Annotated in this window: 14 protein-coding genes; 11 read left to right on the top strand and 3 right to left on the bottom strand. The window is 53.9% G+C overall.

From position 1 onward, the window contains the following. Positions 1-138: 138 nt before the first annotated feature. Entirely contained in the window at positions 139-1,449 is a 1,311-nt protein-coding gene (locus tag H581_RS0124170) for a DEAD/DEAH box helicase (RefSeq protein ID WP_028612248.1), read from the top strand. Positions 1,450-1,627: 178 nt separating this feature from the next. On the opposite strand, the gene H581_RS39760 is transcribed toward H581_RS0124170, so the two are convergent. Beyond that, on the bottom strand, positions 1,628-1,702 hold the full coding sequence (locus H581_RS39760) for a putative holin-like toxin (protein ID WP_220271120.1): 75 nt from the start codon (positions 1,700-1,702) through the stop codon (positions 1,628-1,630). 280 nt (positions 1,703-1,982) lie between these two features. Between H581_RS39760 and H581_RS0124165 the strand changes: the two genes are divergently transcribed. The 4 genes from H581_RS0124165 (at position 1,983) to H581_RS35245 (ending at position 5,981) form a co-directional block, all read left to right on the top strand. After that, positions 1,983-2,945: a Gfo/Idh/MocA family protein gene (locus H581_RS0124165; RefSeq protein WP_028612247.1), complete on the top strand. Its 963-nt coding sequence runs from the start codon at positions 1,983-1,985 to the stop codon at positions 2,943-2,945. Positions 2,946-3,101: 156 nt separating this feature from the next. Next, a complete protein-coding gene (locus H581_RS0124160) occupies positions 3,102-3,971 on the top strand; it encodes a sugar phosphate isomerase/epimerase family protein (protein ID WP_028612246.1) in 870 nt (289 codons plus the stop codon). A 617-nt stretch (positions 3,972-4,588) separates the two neighbouring features. Beyond that, complete coding sequence (locus H581_RS0124155; protein ID WP_028612245.1) at positions 4,589-5,173, top strand: helix-turn-helix transcriptional regulator; 585 nt, start codon at positions 4,589-4,591, stop codon at positions 5,171-5,173. Next, the gene (locus H581_RS35245; RefSeq protein ID WP_051251331.1) at positions 5,151-5,981 is read left to right on the top strand and encodes a CPBP family intramembrane glutamic endopeptidase; all 831 of its coding nucleotides are present in this window, start codon (positions 5,151-5,153) and stop codon (positions 5,979-5,981) included. The genes H581_RS0124155 and H581_RS35245 overlap by 23 nt, the downstream gene beginning before the upstream one ends. 27 nt (positions 5,982-6,008) lie before the next feature. Here the strand turns inward: H581_RS35245 and H581_RS37410 are convergent, their stop codons facing one another. Further along, complete coding sequence (locus H581_RS37410; protein ID WP_084134768.1) at positions 6,009-8,123, bottom strand: lamin tail domain-containing protein; 2,115 nt, start codon at positions 8,121-8,123, stop codon at positions 6,009-6,011. Positions 8,124-8,365: 242 nt separating this feature from the next. Between H581_RS37410 and H581_RS0124140 the strand changes: the two genes are divergently transcribed. Then, a complete protein-coding gene (locus tag H581_RS0124140; RefSeq protein WP_028612244.1) occupies positions 8,366-8,755 on the top strand; it encodes a YmaF family protein in 390 nt (129 codons plus the stop codon). 172 nt (positions 8,756-8,927) lie between these two features. On the opposite strand, the gene H581_RS0124135 is transcribed toward H581_RS0124140, so the two are convergent. Then, positions 8,928-9,206, bottom strand: coding sequence for a (2Fe-2S) ferredoxin domain-containing protein (locus tag H581_RS0124135; RefSeq protein ID WP_028612243.1), 279 nt, complete (start codon positions 9,204-9,206; stop codon positions 8,928-8,930). A gap of 151 nt (positions 9,207-9,357) precedes the next feature. On the opposite strand from H581_RS0124135, the gene H581_RS0124130 reads away from it, so the two are divergent. The 5 genes from H581_RS0124130 to H581_RS0124110 all read left to right on the top strand — a co-directional run bounded on the left by H581_RS0124130 (position 9,358) and on the right by H581_RS0124110 (position 16,379). Beyond that, a complete protein-coding gene (locus H581_RS0124130; RefSeq protein ID WP_028612242.1) occupies positions 9,358-10,275 on the top strand; it encodes a helix-turn-helix transcriptional regulator in 918 nt (305 codons plus the stop codon). 257 nt (positions 10,276-10,532) lie between these two features. Next, positions 10,533-12,071: a histidine ammonia-lyase gene (gene hutH / locus H581_RS0124125; protein ID WP_084134767.1), complete on the top strand. Its 1,539-nt coding sequence runs from the start codon at positions 10,533-10,535 to the stop codon at positions 12,069-12,071. A gap of 21 nt (positions 12,072-12,092) precedes the next feature. Beyond that, positions 12,093-13,847: a urocanate hydratase gene (gene hutU / locus H581_RS35235; protein ID WP_084134766.1), complete on the top strand. Its 1,755-nt coding sequence runs from the start codon at positions 12,093-12,095 to the stop codon at positions 13,845-13,847. 4 nt (positions 13,848-13,851) lie between these two features. Beyond that, entirely contained in the window at positions 13,852-15,126 is a 1,275-nt protein-coding gene (gene hutI, locus H581_RS0124115; protein ID WP_028612240.1) for an imidazolonepropionase, read from the top strand. Continuing rightward, positions 15,123-16,379, top strand: a complete 1,257-nt coding sequence (locus tag H581_RS0124110; protein WP_028612239.1) for a Zn-dependent hydrolase — start codon at positions 15,123-15,125, stop codon at positions 16,377-16,379. Before hutI ends, H581_RS0124110 begins: the two co-directional genes overlap by 4 nt. The last annotated feature ends 10 nt before the right edge of the window (positions 16,380-16,389 follow it).

Raw genomic sequence — 16,389 nt, 5'->3', positions numbered from 1 at the left:
CCGTTATGACATTAGTATACATTTTAGCGGACAGAGAAGTAAAACAGCCCTATTTTCAAATAAAGCTCCGTTTCATCGGGATATTGTGTTATTATTACTTGTTATGATATAAAGTGCTGTTTAGATAAAGGAGAAAAAATGACATTCCATACATTGAACCTAATGCCTGAAATTTTAAAAGCTTTAACGAAAGAAAACTATACGACACCGACGCCGATCCAGGAGCAGTCGATTCCAGCCATCTTAGAAGGCCGGGATTTGCTTGGATGCGCCCAGACGGGAACGGGGAAGACAGCGGCATTTTCGGTGCCGATTGTCCAGCTGTTAAGTAAACATCAGAGCAGTTCTCCTTCAGGGCGCCGAGTTCGCTCCTTGATATTAACGCCAACAAGAGAGCTGGCTATTCAAATTTATGAGAACATGGTGGCCTATAGCCAATTTACGCGGTTGCGCTGTTCGGTCATTATTGGCGGCGTTTCGCAGAAGGCGCAGGAGCGGGCGCTCCATCAAGGCACGGATATTGTGATTGCAACGCCGGGCCGGCTCAACGATCTGGTGAATCAGAAACAAATCGATTTGCAGCATATCCAAATTCTCGTGCTGGATGAAGCCGACAGAATGCTGGATATGGGCTTTATTCATGATGTGAAGCGGATCATCGCGAAAATGCCGAAGAAAAGACAAACGCTGTTCTTCTCGGCAACGATGCCGCCGGAAATCGCCAATTTGGTGAAATCGTTACTGGTTAATCCGGTGAAAGTCAATATCGTGCCGGCGGCTGCATCCGTAGACAGAATCAAGCAATCGATTTATAAGATCGCGAAGGAGAACAAGCAGAAGCAATTAAATCTTATTTTGCAGGACAAATCCATTGCTTCGGTATTGGTGTTCACCCGAACCAAGCATGGGGCCGACCGTGTCGTGAAGGAATTAACGAAAGCGGATATATCCGCCGAGGCCATTCATGGCAACAAGTCCCAGAATACCCGCCAGCGCGCACTCAGCAATTTCAAGAGCGGCGTAACGCGCGTGCTGGTAGCGACGGATATCGCGGCAAGAGGGATTGATATCGATGAGCTTTCCCATGTGATCAACTTCAACCTGCCCAATATTCCGGAAACGTACGTGCATCGGATTGGCCGGACAGGCAGGGCGGGGCTTAGCGGGACCGCGATCTCCTTCTGCGAAGAGGAGGAGCTTCCGTACCTGAAGGTGATTGAGAAGCTGATCGGAAAGAAGATTCCCGTGGTTGAAGACCACCCTTATCCGATGCTCATTGCGGGTATGCCGACAGAGGCCGGACGATCATCGGCAGAAGCTGCCAAGGCTGCTAAAACGGCTAAACCCGCCAAATCCGCTCAATCTGCCAAAGCTGCCTCATCCAAGCCAAACCCTGCGCGAAAGCCGAGGTCCGAGTGGGGACAACAGGGGCGTAAAACAAGCAGATAAATTCCCGATCCCTAGGCCGGGCGCAATCCGCAATTGCGCGAATAAAATCGCCATGTTATGATTAGGATAAATGAAGGAGCCGTGCTGTAACACGGCTCCCGCACAACAGCCGCTCTAAGGGCGGTGGCTATCGGATAAGCAAGTCCAACGAATAGACCGGACCTTTCCTGGGGGCGGTCTATTTTTCTTTCTTAATCAGTAAGACGAGAGTCGCGAACGCAATCATAAGCGTAAGTGCTTCGAATACCGACATGGCATCATCCTCCTTTCCCGGAGGATTAGCCGACCGCCCATATAGCCGTTCCATTGTGCAGGAATAGTATACCAAAGTTAGGGTCAGTCGAATAGACTGGCTCTTATTGCGCTGCGGGAGAAATGGAACCGCTTAACTTACGGTATAACGCATGTCCGGATAATACAAAAACAGGTCTTATTTCTACAAATACAGTCGGGCCCGATAGAGGTAAAATTAGGAATATCTGTTTTCACTATTAAATAAGTAATAGGGATGTAGTTTAAAGGAGGTAAGAATATTGAGTAAAGTTCGAATAGGGTTCATAGGAACCGGGGGCATCTCCCAGTGGCACGCAAGGCAATTGTTGGAATTGGATGAGGCCGAGATCGTTGCGATCTCGGATACGAATCCCGCCGTCCGGGACAATTTTGTTTCGAAGTTTGAGCTGCAGGGCGTAAAGCAATTTGACGATTACAAAGCCATGCTGGAGCAAGGCGGTCTGGATGCGGTCGTTATCTGCTCCCCGCACACGCTTCATTTTCAGCAAGCGATGGACGTTCTGGAAAGCGGGTGCCATGTTCTAATCGAGAAGCCGATGACCTGCTCCTCCGAAGAAGCGGACATATTGATTGCTTCCGCCGAAAAAGCGGGCAAGCTGCTGCAGGTGTCGTACCAGCGGCATTTCCAGCCGGAATTTCTCTATATTCGCCAGGCTATAGCCGATGGAGTCATCGGCAAGCTGACCTCGGTTAACGCTACGCTCTATCAGGAATGGAAGCAGGGCACGGTCGGCTCCTGGAGGCAGAACCCAAGCCTGTCGGGCGGGGGAATGCTCATGGATTCCGGCAGCCATATCGTGGACGTGCTGCTGTGGACGACGGGCCTCACGCCGGTCGAGGTGAAGCCGCAGCTTCATCAGCAGGGGGCGCCCGTAGAGATCGACTCCTTCACGTCGATCCGCTTTGCCGAAGGCGCCGTAGCCGGGTTAAACGTAATCGGATACGCGCCGTGCTGGCATGAAACGTTTATTTTTTGCGGCGAGGACGGCGGTATTTTTTACGATAACGGCAAAATTACGCTGCGTCGTTTGAAGCAGGAGCCGATTATTCCGGAGCTGCCGAAGCAGACGACGAATCAGGACAAGAGCTTCATCGACGCGATTATGGGTCGCCATGAAGTACTCGTTCCAGGCATTTTCGCAAAAAAAGTAGTTGGTCTCACGGAGATGATCTATCAGGCCGCAGGCTATAAGCCTTATTAAAAGTTAGCAAACTTCGTAAACTTAAGCCTATGCTTTCGAAGTTGGTTTACTACGTAAACCTAAGCTCATGCTTACGATGCAAGTTTACTTCGTAAACTTAAGCCTATGCTTTCGAAGTTGGTTTACTACGTAAACCTTTAGGAGGATATCATCCATATGAATTTCAAATTAGGTATGCGGATTCCGCCGAAGATCGGATCCGAAGGTATAGAGAAGGCAGCGCAATGGGCGGCCGGCGTGAAGCTGGACGTACTGGACGTGCCGAAGCTTACGCCGGAAGTGAAACGGATCTGCGAAACAGCCGGAATCGGGATCGGTTCCGTCGATGCCGTACAGACGGGGCAGCTGCTGAGCAAGGACGATTCGCGCCGGGCGGCTGCGCTGGAGGCGGCCAAGAAACATATGACGGAGACTGCTTCGCTGGGCGGCAAGGTGTTGTTCATGTGTCTCGTGCCGGAAGACCACAGCGTCCCCCGCCGAGAAACCTTCGCCATCTGGAAGGATACGTTCCCGGAGCTGGTCAGGCATGCGGAGCGTGAGGGCATCTATATCGCCATCGAAGGCTGGCCGGGACCGGAGCCTCACTACCCGACGATCGGGTGTACGCCGGAAATGTGGCGCGCGATGTTCGAAGCGATTCCGTCCAAGCATTTCGGCTTGAATTACGATCCGTCCCATCTGGTGCGGCTCGGCATCGATTATTTACGGGCGTTAACGGAGTTTGGCGAACGGATTAATCACTGCCATGGCAAGGACACGGAGATCCTGCATGACGAGCTGTACGAGTGCGGCGTTCTGTCCGCAACGTTCGGCGCGAAATACGGCTTCTCCGAAGGGTCGTGGAGGTACACGATTCCCGGCCACGGTCAGGTGAAATGGGATCAGGTGGCCGTCCGGTTGGAACGTATGGGCTACCGCGGAGCCGTCAGCATTGAGCTGGAGGATCACCGCTATTGGGGGTCCATCGAAGCGGAGCGCCAGGGAGTCGTGAAGGCGGCGGAGCATTTGGCGTTGTATTTCAAATAATCAAACAGGTAAAGAACAGGACCGGGCCCGTTGAGGGACCGGTCCTGTTTTTTGAGTCTTTAGGAATTTATGGAGTTGCATCGAATGTAAATAAGCTGAAGCTGGGTTTATAGTCGGGGATAAGCGCATGAGTAGCAAGAACCTAAAGTTAGTGTCAAAAACTGAAATAAATTTCGATGACAATCGATTTCGCAGCCGTTTAGTTTCGAATATTGAAACTATACCAGCAATTCGTAAATCGTATCACCGTCTTCCGTTGTTTAGGCTCAAAGTTTGAAATTAATTCCACATTTCAGCTTAAATAATATCATTTTGTTTCAAAATTTTAAACTAGGCTGACTTTCTTCGCTTTATCTCAACAATCCAGGGCTGCCGAGAGGCGACTTTGTTCAATTCTAAGATTTTTTAAGATTTACTTATATGCGCTTAGAATTCTCCACAAAACGGTTTTCGTCCTCTGACAAGGACGCCGACAGGCGTTTCTGCTTGTTTCTGCAGCTTTAACTGTACTTAAGGGATCAAATCAAATCTAACCCATATCCAACTATTGACATCTATAGATAAATGACGCATTATATATCTACAAGACATATCTACAAGAAACAAATGGAGGAGCTATGCAGGATAAAATCATTTTAGGGCTGCTCATGGACGGGGATAAATCCTCGTACGAGCTGCAGAAAACGATGGAGAAAAGCACGGGGTATTTTTATAATGCGAGCCAAGGCAGTATTCAGCCCGCTCTGAAGAAGCTGATGAACAACAGGCATGTCACCTTTTCCGAAACCTATCAGGGGGAAAGAGCAAAGAAGGTCTATCAAATAACGGAGGAAGGGAAGGAGGCGTTCTTTCAATGGGCTTCTCAAGCGATCGAATTGGAGAAACCGAGAGATCCGGCTCTGGTGAAGATGTTTTTCTTTCATTATGTGGAACCGGAGCGGAAGATTGAATTGATCGGGCAGTACCTGCAAGAGATTAAGTCCGTGATCGCAACAATGACGATGATGAAACGAATGTCGCTCGAACAGTTGGAGAAGATTCAGGAATCGATGGATGCCGGCAAAATAGCAAGCCGAATGGCCACCTTGCAATTTGGCTTGGATTATTATGTTTTTTTGAATGAGTGGTACGAGAACTATTTCATGCAAGTCAAAAAAGAAGCGGGACAGGATGGTGCTCATGAACGAAAGAACGAACGATAAGAAAACGCTGAGGCATATCGCTATTTTTTCACTTATTGCATTAAGCTGCGGATGGATAGGCCGTCTTGTCGATTTGAAAGCCGGAACGGATGACAACGGCAGTCTTGGCATGCTGATCTGGATTGCGTCGCCGCTTCTTACGGTGATCATTCTCCGTTCGTTCAGGGGAGACGGCTGGAAGGATTTCGGGATCAAGCCGAATATAAAGCGGAATTTCTTCCCCTACGCGGCGAGCTTGTTGTTCTTCCCTATATTGGCTGCGGCAATTGCCTTGATCGGTCATAACCTGAAGTGGCTGGATGCAGCGAATTTGTCTTCGTCTTTTCTCGCCGCGTTTGGGATGGCTCTCCTGCCTGGCATTATAAAAAATATGTTTGAAGAATTTGCTTGGAGAGGCTACCTGGCTCCGAAACTGTTCTCGACCGGATCCCGCAGGATCTTCGTTCATATTGGCGTCGGATTGATTTGGGGCGCGTGGCATATCCCTTATACGGCGGCCATTATGCATACGAGCGAAAGCATGATCACGTTTGTTCCGCGAATGTTAATCGGGGTTGTTGCTTTGTCCGTCGTATTCGGGGAAATATGGGTGATGACGAGAAGCGTATGGCCCGCTTTGATCATGCACACGGTAGGAAACTCCTTTCTGGACACTTTATTTTTGGAAAATTACCTGGCCGTACCCGAAGCGAATGAATATTTGGTAATGCCGACTTCGGGCTTAATTCCTATTGCGCTAACCGCGCTGGCCGGATTCTGGCTGTATAGGAGGAATACCGGGCTTATAAAAAGTAAAGCTCAGGCATAAACATGCCTGAACTTTACTATTGCAGCCTTAGTTGAATATTTGAACATCGTCGATATTGATCCGGCTGCCGGCTGTGCCGGATACGAGTATGCGGAAGCGAACGCCGGCAGTCTCGTTTACGGTGATGCTTTGGACGGCTAGGGAAGAAGAGCTTGTGACGGTTCCCGTCACATCGGTCCAGCTCGAGCCGCCGTTTATTGATTTCTGCAGTTTCCACGCTGCGCCGGTATCCGTAGAGAAGTTTGCATGACTGATCTTCACGGTTTTCGCACCCGCCACATTGAAGTTCATGGTGATGGAACCCGCCGACCGGATGCGGGCAGCCTGCAGCCCGTTCTTCTTATCCGTACTCAGGTTGCCGATCAATGCGTTATCCATGTTCCATGAGCCTGTCGCTAGAGTGACGTTGCCCGCCGTGTAAGAACCTTTGCTGCCATTCTCGAAGGCTTCATTCAGAATCATGGCGGCAGCAGGCGCCGTGCCCGTATGGCTGCCGAGGTAAGAAAAGGTATTGCTCGCATAAGCCGTCCATTGTGCGGCATCGTAAGCGGTTAAGCCGGCGCTGACCGTTCCTTTTCGTACAAGCGTCTTATCCGTACCAAATGAGTTGCCCGCGGTACCGATAACGTCGAGAACCGTTCCGTTGTTGCTCAGCGTGACGGAATCGTCGCCGTTAAAGCTTAGGTTACCGGTCAGCAAGTCTGCCTGCGACAAAATACCTGCGTCCGCACTTGAATTCGCGACGACATAAACATCGCCATGCGCCAATGTTCCGCTTAAGTTAATCGCCGTTCCGGTATTCGACGAGCTAACGGAATATCCGGCCAAGCTAATGCCGGCACCCGTGCCGTTGTATATTTCAACCGCTTTGTTGTTGCTGCTGCCTTCGATATATTCCGAGAAGAAGATTCCCGAAACGCCTCCTCCTCCAGGATCTCCGCCAGTTGTGCCGTAGCCGTACGAACCCGATTTGAACGTTGAAGAATCATACCATTTGTAGCCTGCCGCCGGAGCGGCCCATGGCTCGCTCTGCGGTTCGGTTGATGTCTGCGGATTTTCCATCGCCAATAACGGCGTAGGCTGGTCAAGCGTCAAGCCGCTGACTTGATTCAGGCTCGTATAGCTTTCTTTCGCTGAAAGCCAGTTTACGATATTGACGAGAAGCGTAGCGTCGTTTTGTTCTTGAAAGCCCGCGTAGGTTGTTTTGGTGCCGCCTGTTTCTTCCCGTTTGTACTTAGGCGTCGCGTCCTCTACCGGAGAAGAATCGCCGATGAAAGCAGCTTTGCCGGCGCCCACCTTGGCTATGGCAGCGTAAGGACCTTCGGCTGTGCCGCCTCCGGCATACACGCCTTGATCGACTGCGTTGCCCCATTTTGCCGTAGTAGGAGGCAGGTATACAATCCCTTTGGCCTTATTCGGATCGATAATGGCTAGCGTCGAACCGGCATGCATGGCTACCGTAGATACGCCGGACGTTATATTGAAGGCTTGCGACGGAGCAACGATTTGATTAGCGGTTACGTTGCCGATAGCGTTGTACCGGAAGCGGACGCCAAAATTTGTACCCAGCCAATCGGAGCTGGCCACGCCGCTCATCGCTGCGGAATTGCTTTCTTCCGCGGACATCCCTTGCGCGGGATTCGCCCAGGCTCCGCGGCGGTAGCCGTTAAATATCTCGGAGGAATCCCAGCGGTTTTTGTTCCGGTCCGCATTATAATGATCCGCTATAAAGAAAATACTGCCGCCGTTTTGCACATACTGGACCATCGCCGTTTGCTCCGACGTTTTGTAAGGAACGTTCGCTTCCCCGATAACGAAGACGTCATAGCCGGACAGGTCGCTAAGGACGATCGGCGTTGTTTTGCGTAATTCTTTGACATCATAACCCTGATTGGCCAAAGCATTCCCGAAATCGGAGAACGCCCCGTCAATGACCCAATCCGCCGCGCCGGCCGTTTGGCCATGCGTATTATCGAAGAGCACTTTCTTTCCGTTTGCCGTGCCGACGTGCAGGATTTGAGGCGCCGGGTCAGCCGGGCCCTCCGCATGAGCTTGCGGTGCGTGATTGAAACCGGAGAATAGAACGCTGAAGCTTAAAGCGGAAGCTAAGAACAGACGAAGCAGGGCATAGCTAGCTTTCATTAAACTCATCTCCTATCTGGTAATTTTTGCACATCTCGGTATGCAAGATCATTCTAGCATAGACAAATGCAGCCTTATGATAAGGTTTGATGAAGGATGGTAGGAGGAATTCAAAGCAGGAGCTAATGTTTCCCGTTCGTTGTCCAATCGGCCGCTTCGGCGATTTCCGCGATCGCCCTAAAGCGATTGATAGAATCGGTCATATATTAATAGAATCATAGACGGAAAGGAGGCATTACACGATGGAAATTCCGGTAACAGGCTTTGTCGTTCACGGCGACGGCTCAAGCGACGAGCACTCCCACATCCTCTATCTGACAAGCTGGAGCGGAAGACCGCTTCATATCCACGATCTTAGGGGAATCACGTCCTTCGACGTCGGTCACGATCACCGTTACGCAGGCAAGACGGAGCCGGCGCCTTCGGGTGTCCAGCATGTCCATCGATACTGCTCGTTTACGTCCGTAGACAGCGGGCATAAGCATCTTCTGCAAGGAACGACCGGACCGGCCATACCGCGCCCCGGGGGCGGACATTACCATTGTTTCGAAGGCTGCACGACGGTTAACGGCTTAACTCCGCATTCGCATGAATATCGGGGGAAAACGGGCAATGAATTGAGTATTTGCTAACAGACGAAAGCGACAGCCAAGCGGATTCAGCCATTTTAACGATTCCAATGGCCCTGAAATAGACCAAGCCTTCCCTTTGGGCGGTCTATTTCTCTTTCTTTATCCGTGAAAGGAGATCCGAATGAAAATGCCGGTCGAATAGACGGGCTTTTTTGCATGCCCGGGGACCGTTTTAACATGCGCTTACAGCCGATGATTGAGATAGGGCATTCACAATCTCCCGCCCGGTCTCGGGGGTCACCTTGAAGTATTTATCCATCTCCGGTTGGGCTGTAACGACGCAGCCTTTTCTGCAGGCCCTCATGCATTTGCCGAACTCAACCGCTACGCGTTCTCCCAAGCCTAACTGCTCAACTTCATTGCGCATGGATGCGGCAAGGGCCTCAAGCGTATTTTCGCCGTTTTGTTTGACGCACATTTTACCCGAACAGATCACGATCTTATGGTTCATATCGAATAGCCTCCTAATCATCATTTCATATCTTATACCGATAGGATACGGAGGAAAGTATGACAGCAGGTTGTCGGTGTTTGACGACGGTTTATGCCTTTTTTAAATATGATAGAATAGAAGGATCTATTTGAAGGGGGGCTTGGAAGGAATGAAGCTGGATCGCCTGATATCCATGATCTACATGCTGCTGAATAACGAGGTGATATCCGCTTCCGAGCTTGCGGAAAAATACGGGGTATCCCAGAGAACGATCTATCGGGATATTGATGTGATTTGCGCGGCCGGGATTCCCGTCGTATCGTATCAGGGAGTGAACGGCGGCTACGGGATCATCGATACCTATAAAATGGATAAAAGCTTGCTCGGTTCGTATGACGCAGGCTCGCTCATCACCGTTCTTCACAGCATGTCGACCGTCTTCGATGACGAGAGAGCCATGGAGACCGTCCGCAAATTACAAACGATTCAGAAAGACGATCATCCGCCAAACCTGTCTATGGATATAGGGAGCGTGCAGGTTTATAACGAATCGCTTCGGGCACTTAGATCCGCTATCATGGATCGTCATGTGATCCAATTCGAGTACGTCAACGGCAGGAACGAAAGGGTAACCAGGCGAGTGGAACCGGTCAGCTTGCACTTCCAATATAATGCTTGGTATTTATACGGTTATTGCAGAGAGAGAAATGATTATCGGGAATTTAAAATATCGAGAATGGCGCATTTGCTCGCCTTGCCGGAGCAGTATCAGCGGGTTCATCAATCAACGCCGCAGCGGATGTCGTATGAGAATTACAGGTGGACCGATCATGTTGATGTCATCCTTCATTTTTCCAAAGAATCATTAGCAAGGGCATTGGATTATTTTTACGATGCCGAAAAAAGCTTTAATCCGGATGGTTCCTTGACCGTCAAGCTGAAGCTTGACAATGACGTAAGGGAGAAGAAGCTCCTTTCCATTCTATTGAGCTTTGGCGACGAAGCGGAAGTCGTGGAGCCGGCCCATCTGAGGCGCGAATTAAAAGAAATGCTGGAAAAAATGTTGAAGAAGTACGCGGAAGCATGACGGACCGCATTCGGCGAAGCAACGGAACACCGTGCCGGCGGCTTATGACATAAAGTTTTTCTTATTTTCAGGTTTTAAGGCAGCATTCGTCTCATATATTTTAGCAATGATAGGAATACGCCAATGCAGAAACCAAGGCAGCCATATCGTGTCCAGTAATTAGAAGCCGATACCTCAACCAGGGTATTGGCTTTTTAAAATTCTGTAAGCTTCCTAGCCGCTTCCGCTTAAAGGCTTGAAAGGCAGGTGAAAGCAGGATGCCCATAGACGAAAAGGCAGTGCTCGTTAACGGCGGAACAATGACGCTTAAGCAGGTGATCCGGGTGGCCCGCCAAAGGGAGCGGGTACAGATCAGCCGGGGCAGCCTCGATCAGATGGCGCTTAGCCGGGCGTACGTCGAGAAGCTGCTTCGCGAGAAACGGGTGGTGTACGGGCTGACGACCGGCTTCGGCAAATTCAGCGATACCTACATCTCGGCGGAGGATACGAAACGCATGCAGCTGAATCTGATCCGCAGCCATGCCTGCGGGATTGGACCGCCGCTGCCGGAGGAAGCGGTAAGAGCGACCATGCTGCTGCGCATCAATGCCTTATCGCTGGGATACTCCGGCATCCGTCCGGGTGTCGTCCAGCTGCTGGCCGATATGCTGAATGCGGGAGTGACGCCGGTTATCCCGGAGCAAGGCTCGCTTGGCGCAAGCGGGGACTTGGCGCCTTTGTCGCATCTGGCGCTCGTGCTGATCGGCGAAGGAGAAGCCTGCTATCTCGGCGACCGATTGCCAGGCAGCGAGGCGATGGCCAGAGCCGGCTTGCAACCTATCGCGCTTGAAGCGAAAGAAGGTCTCGCGTTGATTAACGGAACGCAGGTGATGACGGGCATAGGGGCGCTTGCATGCTATGATGCCCTCAACTTAGCCGGATGGGCGGATTGCGCGGCCGCGTTGACGGCGGAGGCGCTCCGCGGCATTCGCGACGCATTCGAGCCGCTCACCCACGCGCTTCGTCCGCATCCCGGGCAGGGTCAATCCGCCGCGAATATCCGGCGATTGACAGAGGGCAGCCGGCTGATGACCGGCCAAGGAGAGCTGCGCGTGCAGGACGCGTATTCGATCCGCTGCGCGCCGCAGGTTCATGGCGCAAGCAGGGACGCGCTGCGATATATCCAAGAGAAGCTGGAAATCGAAATGAACGCCGCGACGGATAATCCGCTTATTTTCGCTGCCGAGGACCGCGTTATTTCCGGGGGCAATTTCCACGGCCAGCCTGTCGCTTTGGCGATGGATCATCTTGCCGTCAGCGCGGCTGAGCTCGCAAGCATCTCGGAGCGCCGGACCGAGAGACTCGTCAATCCGTCTCTGAATGAGAAGCTTCCTCCTTTCCTGGCGAAGGACGGAGGCGTCCAGTCCGGCTTTATGATCGCCCAATATACGGCCGCCGCGGTCGTATCCGAGAACAAGTCGCTTGCTCATCCGGCGAGCGTAGACTCGATCCCGTCGTCGGGGAATCAGGAGGATCACGTCAGCATGGGAACGATCGCGGCCCGCAAAGCGAATCAGATCGTGTCGGGCTCCTACTCGGTGCTGGCCATCGAGCTTCTGTGCGCCGCGCAGGCTGCCGATTATCGCGGTCCGGAGCAGTTGGGGAAGGGAACGAAATGGGTGTACGACCGGTGCCGCGAGCATGTGAGCATCATGGACGAAGACCGCGTATTATCAGGCGATATTCGCGTCGTAGCGGAATGGATGAGAAGAACGAATGTGCGGGAAGCCATCGCGACGGTCGTTCCGATCGAATAATGGGATTGGAGGGTGAACGCTATGAAGGAACGAGTCGTTCGCGCGCCGCGCGGAACCAAGTTGAATACGAAGGGCTGGGTCCAGGAAGCGGCGCTTCGCATGCTGATGAACAATCTGGATCCGGAGGTGGCCGAATATCCGAACAAGCTGGTCGTGTACGGCGGGATCGGCAAGGCCGCGCGAAATTGGGAGAGCTTCGACGCCATCGTCGCTGCGCTGAAGCAGCTCGAGGACAATGAGACGATGCTGGTCCAATCGGGCAAGCCTGTCGCGGTCTTCCGGACCCACCGGGATGCGCCGCGCGTGCTGCTTGCCAACTCGAACCTGGTTCCGGCATGGGCGAACTGGGATACCTTCCACGAGCTGGATCGGAAGGGCCTTATGATGTATGGGCAGATGACGGCGGGCAGCTGGATCTATATCGGGAGCCAAGGCATCGTTCAGGGCACCTACGAGACGTTCGCGGAATGCGCGAGGCAGCATTTCGGCGGCACGCTGAAAGGAACGATTACCGTAACGGCCGGCCTCGGCGGAATGGGAGGGGCGCAGCCGCTGGCCGTCACTATGAACGAAGGCGTATTGATCGGAATCGACGTCGACAAGACCCGCATCGAGAAGCGCATTCATTCGCGTTATTGCGATTGCATGCTGGAGAGCCTCGATGACGCGATCGCGCTTGCGGTCGAAGCGATGAAGGAGGGGAGGGCGTTATCTATCGGCCTGGTCGGCAATGCGGCCGAGGTATTGCCGGAGATGCTCCGCCGCGGCTTCATCCCGGATATCATTACGGATCAAACCTCGGCTCACGATCCGCTGAACGGTTATTTGCCTGCGGGATTATCGCTGGAGGAGGGCGGCAAGCAGCGCGCGGAAGATCCGGCGGCTTATGTCAGGAAGGCCAAAGCGAGCATGGCCGCGCATGTGAACGCGATGCTCGAGATGAAGCGGCTCGGCGCGATCGCCTTCGACTATGGCAATAACATTCGTCAGGTCGCTTATGACGAAGGCGTAGAGGACGCCTTCGCTTTTCCGGGTTTCGTCCCGGCTTACATCCGCCCGCAGTTTTGCGAAGGGAGAGGACCGTTCCGCTGGACGGCGTTGTCCGGCGATCCCGAAGACATTTACAAGACCGATGAAGTGATCTTGAAGACATTCGCCCAAAATGAGCATTTATGCAAATGGATCCGGATGGCGCAGGCGAGAATCGCCTTCCAAGGCCTGCCGTCCCGGATCTGCTGGCTTGGCTATGGAGAGAGGGCGTTGTTCGGCCGCATCATTAACGATATGGTCGCTTCCGGGGAGCTGTCGGCTCCGATCGTGATCGGGCGCGACCATCTTGACGCGGGGTCCGTCGCGTCGCCGAACCGCGAGACGGAGGCGATGCTTGACGGCAGCGACGCGGTCGCCGATTGGCCGATCCTTAACGCGCTCCTCAACACGGCGGCTGGCGCCAGCTGGGTGTCGCTGCATCACGGCGGAGGCGTAGGCATGGGTTATTCCATCCATGCCGGCATGGTCGTCGTCGCGGACGGCACGAAGGAGGCGGAGGCTCGATTGGAGCGCGTCTTGACGACCGACCCGGGCATGGGCGTCGCGCGCCATGCGGATGCGGGTTATGAGCTGGCGATCGATACCGCCAAGAAGATGGGGATTCGGATGCCGATGGCGGGCGGGCAGGACAGCCAAGACAGCCAGGATAACCAGTACAGCCAGGACAGTCAGGATAACCAGGACAGCCAAGGCAGCCAGATCAGCCAGGAGACCGGAGAGGAGTAACCGTATGCTGTATATCAAGAACGCGGCGCAAGTCGCCACCGTAAGCGGGGGCAGTCAGGCGCCAAAGGTTGGGATAGAGATGGAACGGGTAAACATCATCGAGAACGGCGGCGTCGTCGTGGATGGCGAACTTATTGCTTTCGCCGGAACCGACCGTGAGGCGGCTGAATATGTCTCGCGCCATGGAGGGGAAGACGTCACCGTCATTTCGGCGGAAGGAAAGACCGTCACCCCGGGGCTGATCGACCCGCATACGCATGCGGTGTTCGCCGGGTCGCGGGAGCATGAGCTGACGCTCCGGCTACGCGGCGCCGCCTATATGGAAATCCTGCGAGCCGGCGGCGGGATTCTGCATTCCATGAATAAAACCCGCGCCGCATCGGAAGCGCATTTAATCGGGGAGACCCGGAAGCGGCTTGACCGTTTCCTTGCCCACGGCGTGACGACGATCGAGGCGAAGAGCGGCTACGGGCTGCGGCTTGCGGATGAATTGAAGCAGCTGAGGGCGGCGCGTTTCCTTCATGGCGAGCATCCCGTCGATCTCGTCTCGACCTTCATGGGTGCCCATGCTGTTCCTCCCGAGTACAAGTCGGATCCGGATGCTTTCGTACGGATCGTGACGGAGGAAATGATACCGGCCGTCGCCAAGGAAGGATTGGCCGAGTATTGCGACGTCTTCTGCGAGGAGGGCGTGTTCACCCCGGAACAATCGAGGGCGATTCTGGAAGCCGGCCTGAAATGGGGGCTGAAGCCGAAGATTCATGCCGATGAAATCGTCCCTTACGGGGGGGCGGAGCTGGCTGCCGAGATCGGAGCTATATCGGCCGAGCATTTGCTGCGGGCGTCGGACGCCGGCATTCGGGCAATGGCGGAGAAGGGTGTCATTGCGGTGCTGCTTCCAGGCACGGCCTTCTTCCTCATGACGAAACCGGCCGATGCCCGGAAAATGATCGAAGCGGGCGTGCCGGTAGCCCTGTCAACCGACCGAAATCCGGGCTCCAGCCCGACGGAGTCGCTTCCTTTCATGATGAACCTGGCATGCTTGACGATGCGGATGACACCTGCCGAAGCGCTGACCGCCTGCACGATTAATGCGGCGCATGCCATTGGACGCGCGGACCGAATCGGCAGCATCGAGGAAGGGAAACAGGCCGATCTGGTTATTTTCGATGCCCCGAATATCGAGTACATGCAGTACCATTATGCCGTTAATTTGACGGAGACCGTCATCAAGAGGGGCGTTCCCGTCATTGTGCAGGGAAAGAGGAATTATGCATGAAGCGGCTCACGATTCATGCGGCCAGATTAGAGCAAGCCATCCTCGAGCTCGGCCGAATCGGCGTGAACGGGGAGGGAGGCTTGGACCGGACGACGTTTACGCCCGCGGAGTTAACCGCGAGGAACTGGGTGAAAGAGAAGGCGGCCGCCCTCGGACTGGACGTTCGCGTTGACGAAGCGGCTAATATTTGGGCTGCCCGGCGCGGAAAGAGCGGCGGGCTTCCGGCGATTGCGTTCGGTTCCCACGTCGATACGGTGCCGAACGGGGGGAAGTACGACGGCGCGCTCGGCGTTTTATTAGCGCTCGAGATTATGCTTGTGCTGAAGGAGCAGGGCATTCGGACCCGGCATCCGCTCGAGCTTGTTTCCTTCAGCGCGGAAGAACCGAATCCGTTCGGTCTATCGACATTTGGCAGCCGGTCCATAGCAGGCAAGCTGACCAAGAGGGACTTGGAAGGCGTACGGGATGATAACGGAACGCTTCTAATCGATGCGCTGCGCGAAGCGGGTGGCAATCCGGAGCGCTTCGAGCAGGTACGCCGGAAGCCGGAAGAGTTCGCCGCGTTTCTCGAGGTTCATATCGAGCAGGGCAAGAGGCTGCTGCGGCGCGGCATTCCGGTCGGTATCGTCACGGCGGTTACGGGCATTTACCGGGAGGAAGTGACGGTTGTCGGCGTCCCGAATCACGCGGGGACGACGCTTATGCAGGACCGGAAAGATGCGTTAACGGGAGCGGCCGAAGCGATGCTCGCGCTGGAGCGGGTATGTCTTGCGCATCAATCCGACGAAACCGTAGGGACGGTCGGCAGGATCGCGAATGACCCGAATGCGGCCAATATCATTCCGGGCAAGGTACGGTTTCACATGGAGATCCGCGGGAGAACAAGAGACGACATACAGGAAGCCGTCGATAAATGGGAAGTGCATGCGGCGCTTATTTGCTCCAGAAGAGGCGTGCGAATCGAGCGCCGCCTGCTGCTGGACCAGCATCCGGTCGCCATGGATCGGCTCATTATTGAGACTTGCGCATTGCAAGCGGAGAAGCTGGGTTATCCGTATGCCGCGCTTGGCAGCATGGCCGGACATGACGCGGCGCATATGGCGTCGCTCACCCGGACGGGCATGCTCTTCGTCCCCAGCCTGGATGGAAGAAGCCATTGTCCGGAAGAGGAGAGCCGAATCGATGATATGGAGAAGGCGGGCAACGTTCTGCTTCATGCCATTTTGGATCTGGATGAGAAACTAGATGCTTGAGGAGGGTTAG

Source organism: Paenibacillus harenae DSM 16969, assembly GCF_000422465.1.
Taxonomy (GTDB): Bacteria; Bacillota; Bacilli; order Paenibacillales; family Paenibacillaceae; genus Pristimantibacillus; species Pristimantibacillus harenae.
Note: the sequence above shows the minus strand (reverse complement) of the source record. Positions and strands in the feature narration are given on the sequence as shown.

What these genes read in the sequence shown, in the direction of transcription:
- H581_RS0124170 (WP_028612248.1), top strand. Translation starts at nt 139, where the DNA reads ATGACATTCCATACATTGAACCTAATGCCTGAAATTTTAAAAGCTTTA.
- H581_RS0124160 (WP_028612246.1), top strand. Translation starts at nt 3,102, where the DNA reads ATGAATTTCAAATTAGGTATGCGGATTCCGCCGAAGATCGGATCCGAA.
- H581_RS0124155 (WP_028612245.1), top strand. Translation starts at nt 4,589, where the DNA reads ATGCAGGATAAAATCATTTTAGGGCTGCTCATGGACGGGGATAAATCC.
- H581_RS35245 (WP_051251331.1), top strand. Translation starts at nt 5,151, where the DNA reads ATGAACGAAAGAACGAACGATAAGAAAACGCTGAGGCATATCGCTATT.
- H581_RS37410 (WP_084134768.1), bottom strand. Translation starts at nt 8,123, where the DNA reads ATGAAAGCTAGCTATGCCCTGCTTCGTCTGTTCTTAGCTTCCGCTTTA.
- H581_RS0124140 (WP_028612244.1), top strand. Translation starts at nt 8,366, where the DNA reads ATGGAAATTCCGGTAACAGGCTTTGTCGTTCACGGCGACGGCTCAAGC.
- H581_RS0124135 (WP_028612243.1), bottom strand. Translation starts at nt 9,206, where the DNA reads ATGAACCATAAGATCGTGATCTGTTCGGGTAAAATGTGCGTCAAACAA.
- H581_RS0124130 (WP_028612242.1), top strand. Translation starts at nt 9,358, where the DNA reads ATGAAGCTGGATCGCCTGATATCCATGATCTACATGCTGCTGAATAAC.
- hutH (WP_084134767.1), top strand. Translation starts at nt 10,533, where the DNA reads ATGCCCATAGACGAAAAGGCAGTGCTCGTTAACGGCGGAACAATGACG.
- hutU (WP_084134766.1), top strand. Translation starts at nt 12,093, where the DNA reads ATGAAGGAACGAGTCGTTCGCGCGCCGCGCGGAACCAAGTTGAATACG.
- hutI (WP_028612240.1), top strand. Translation starts at nt 13,852, where the DNA reads ATGCTGTATATCAAGAACGCGGCGCAAGTCGCCACCGTAAGCGGGGGC.
- H581_RS0124110 (WP_028612239.1), top strand. Translation starts at nt 15,123, where the DNA reads ATGAAGCGGCTCACGATTCATGCGGCCAGATTAGAGCAAGCCATCCTC.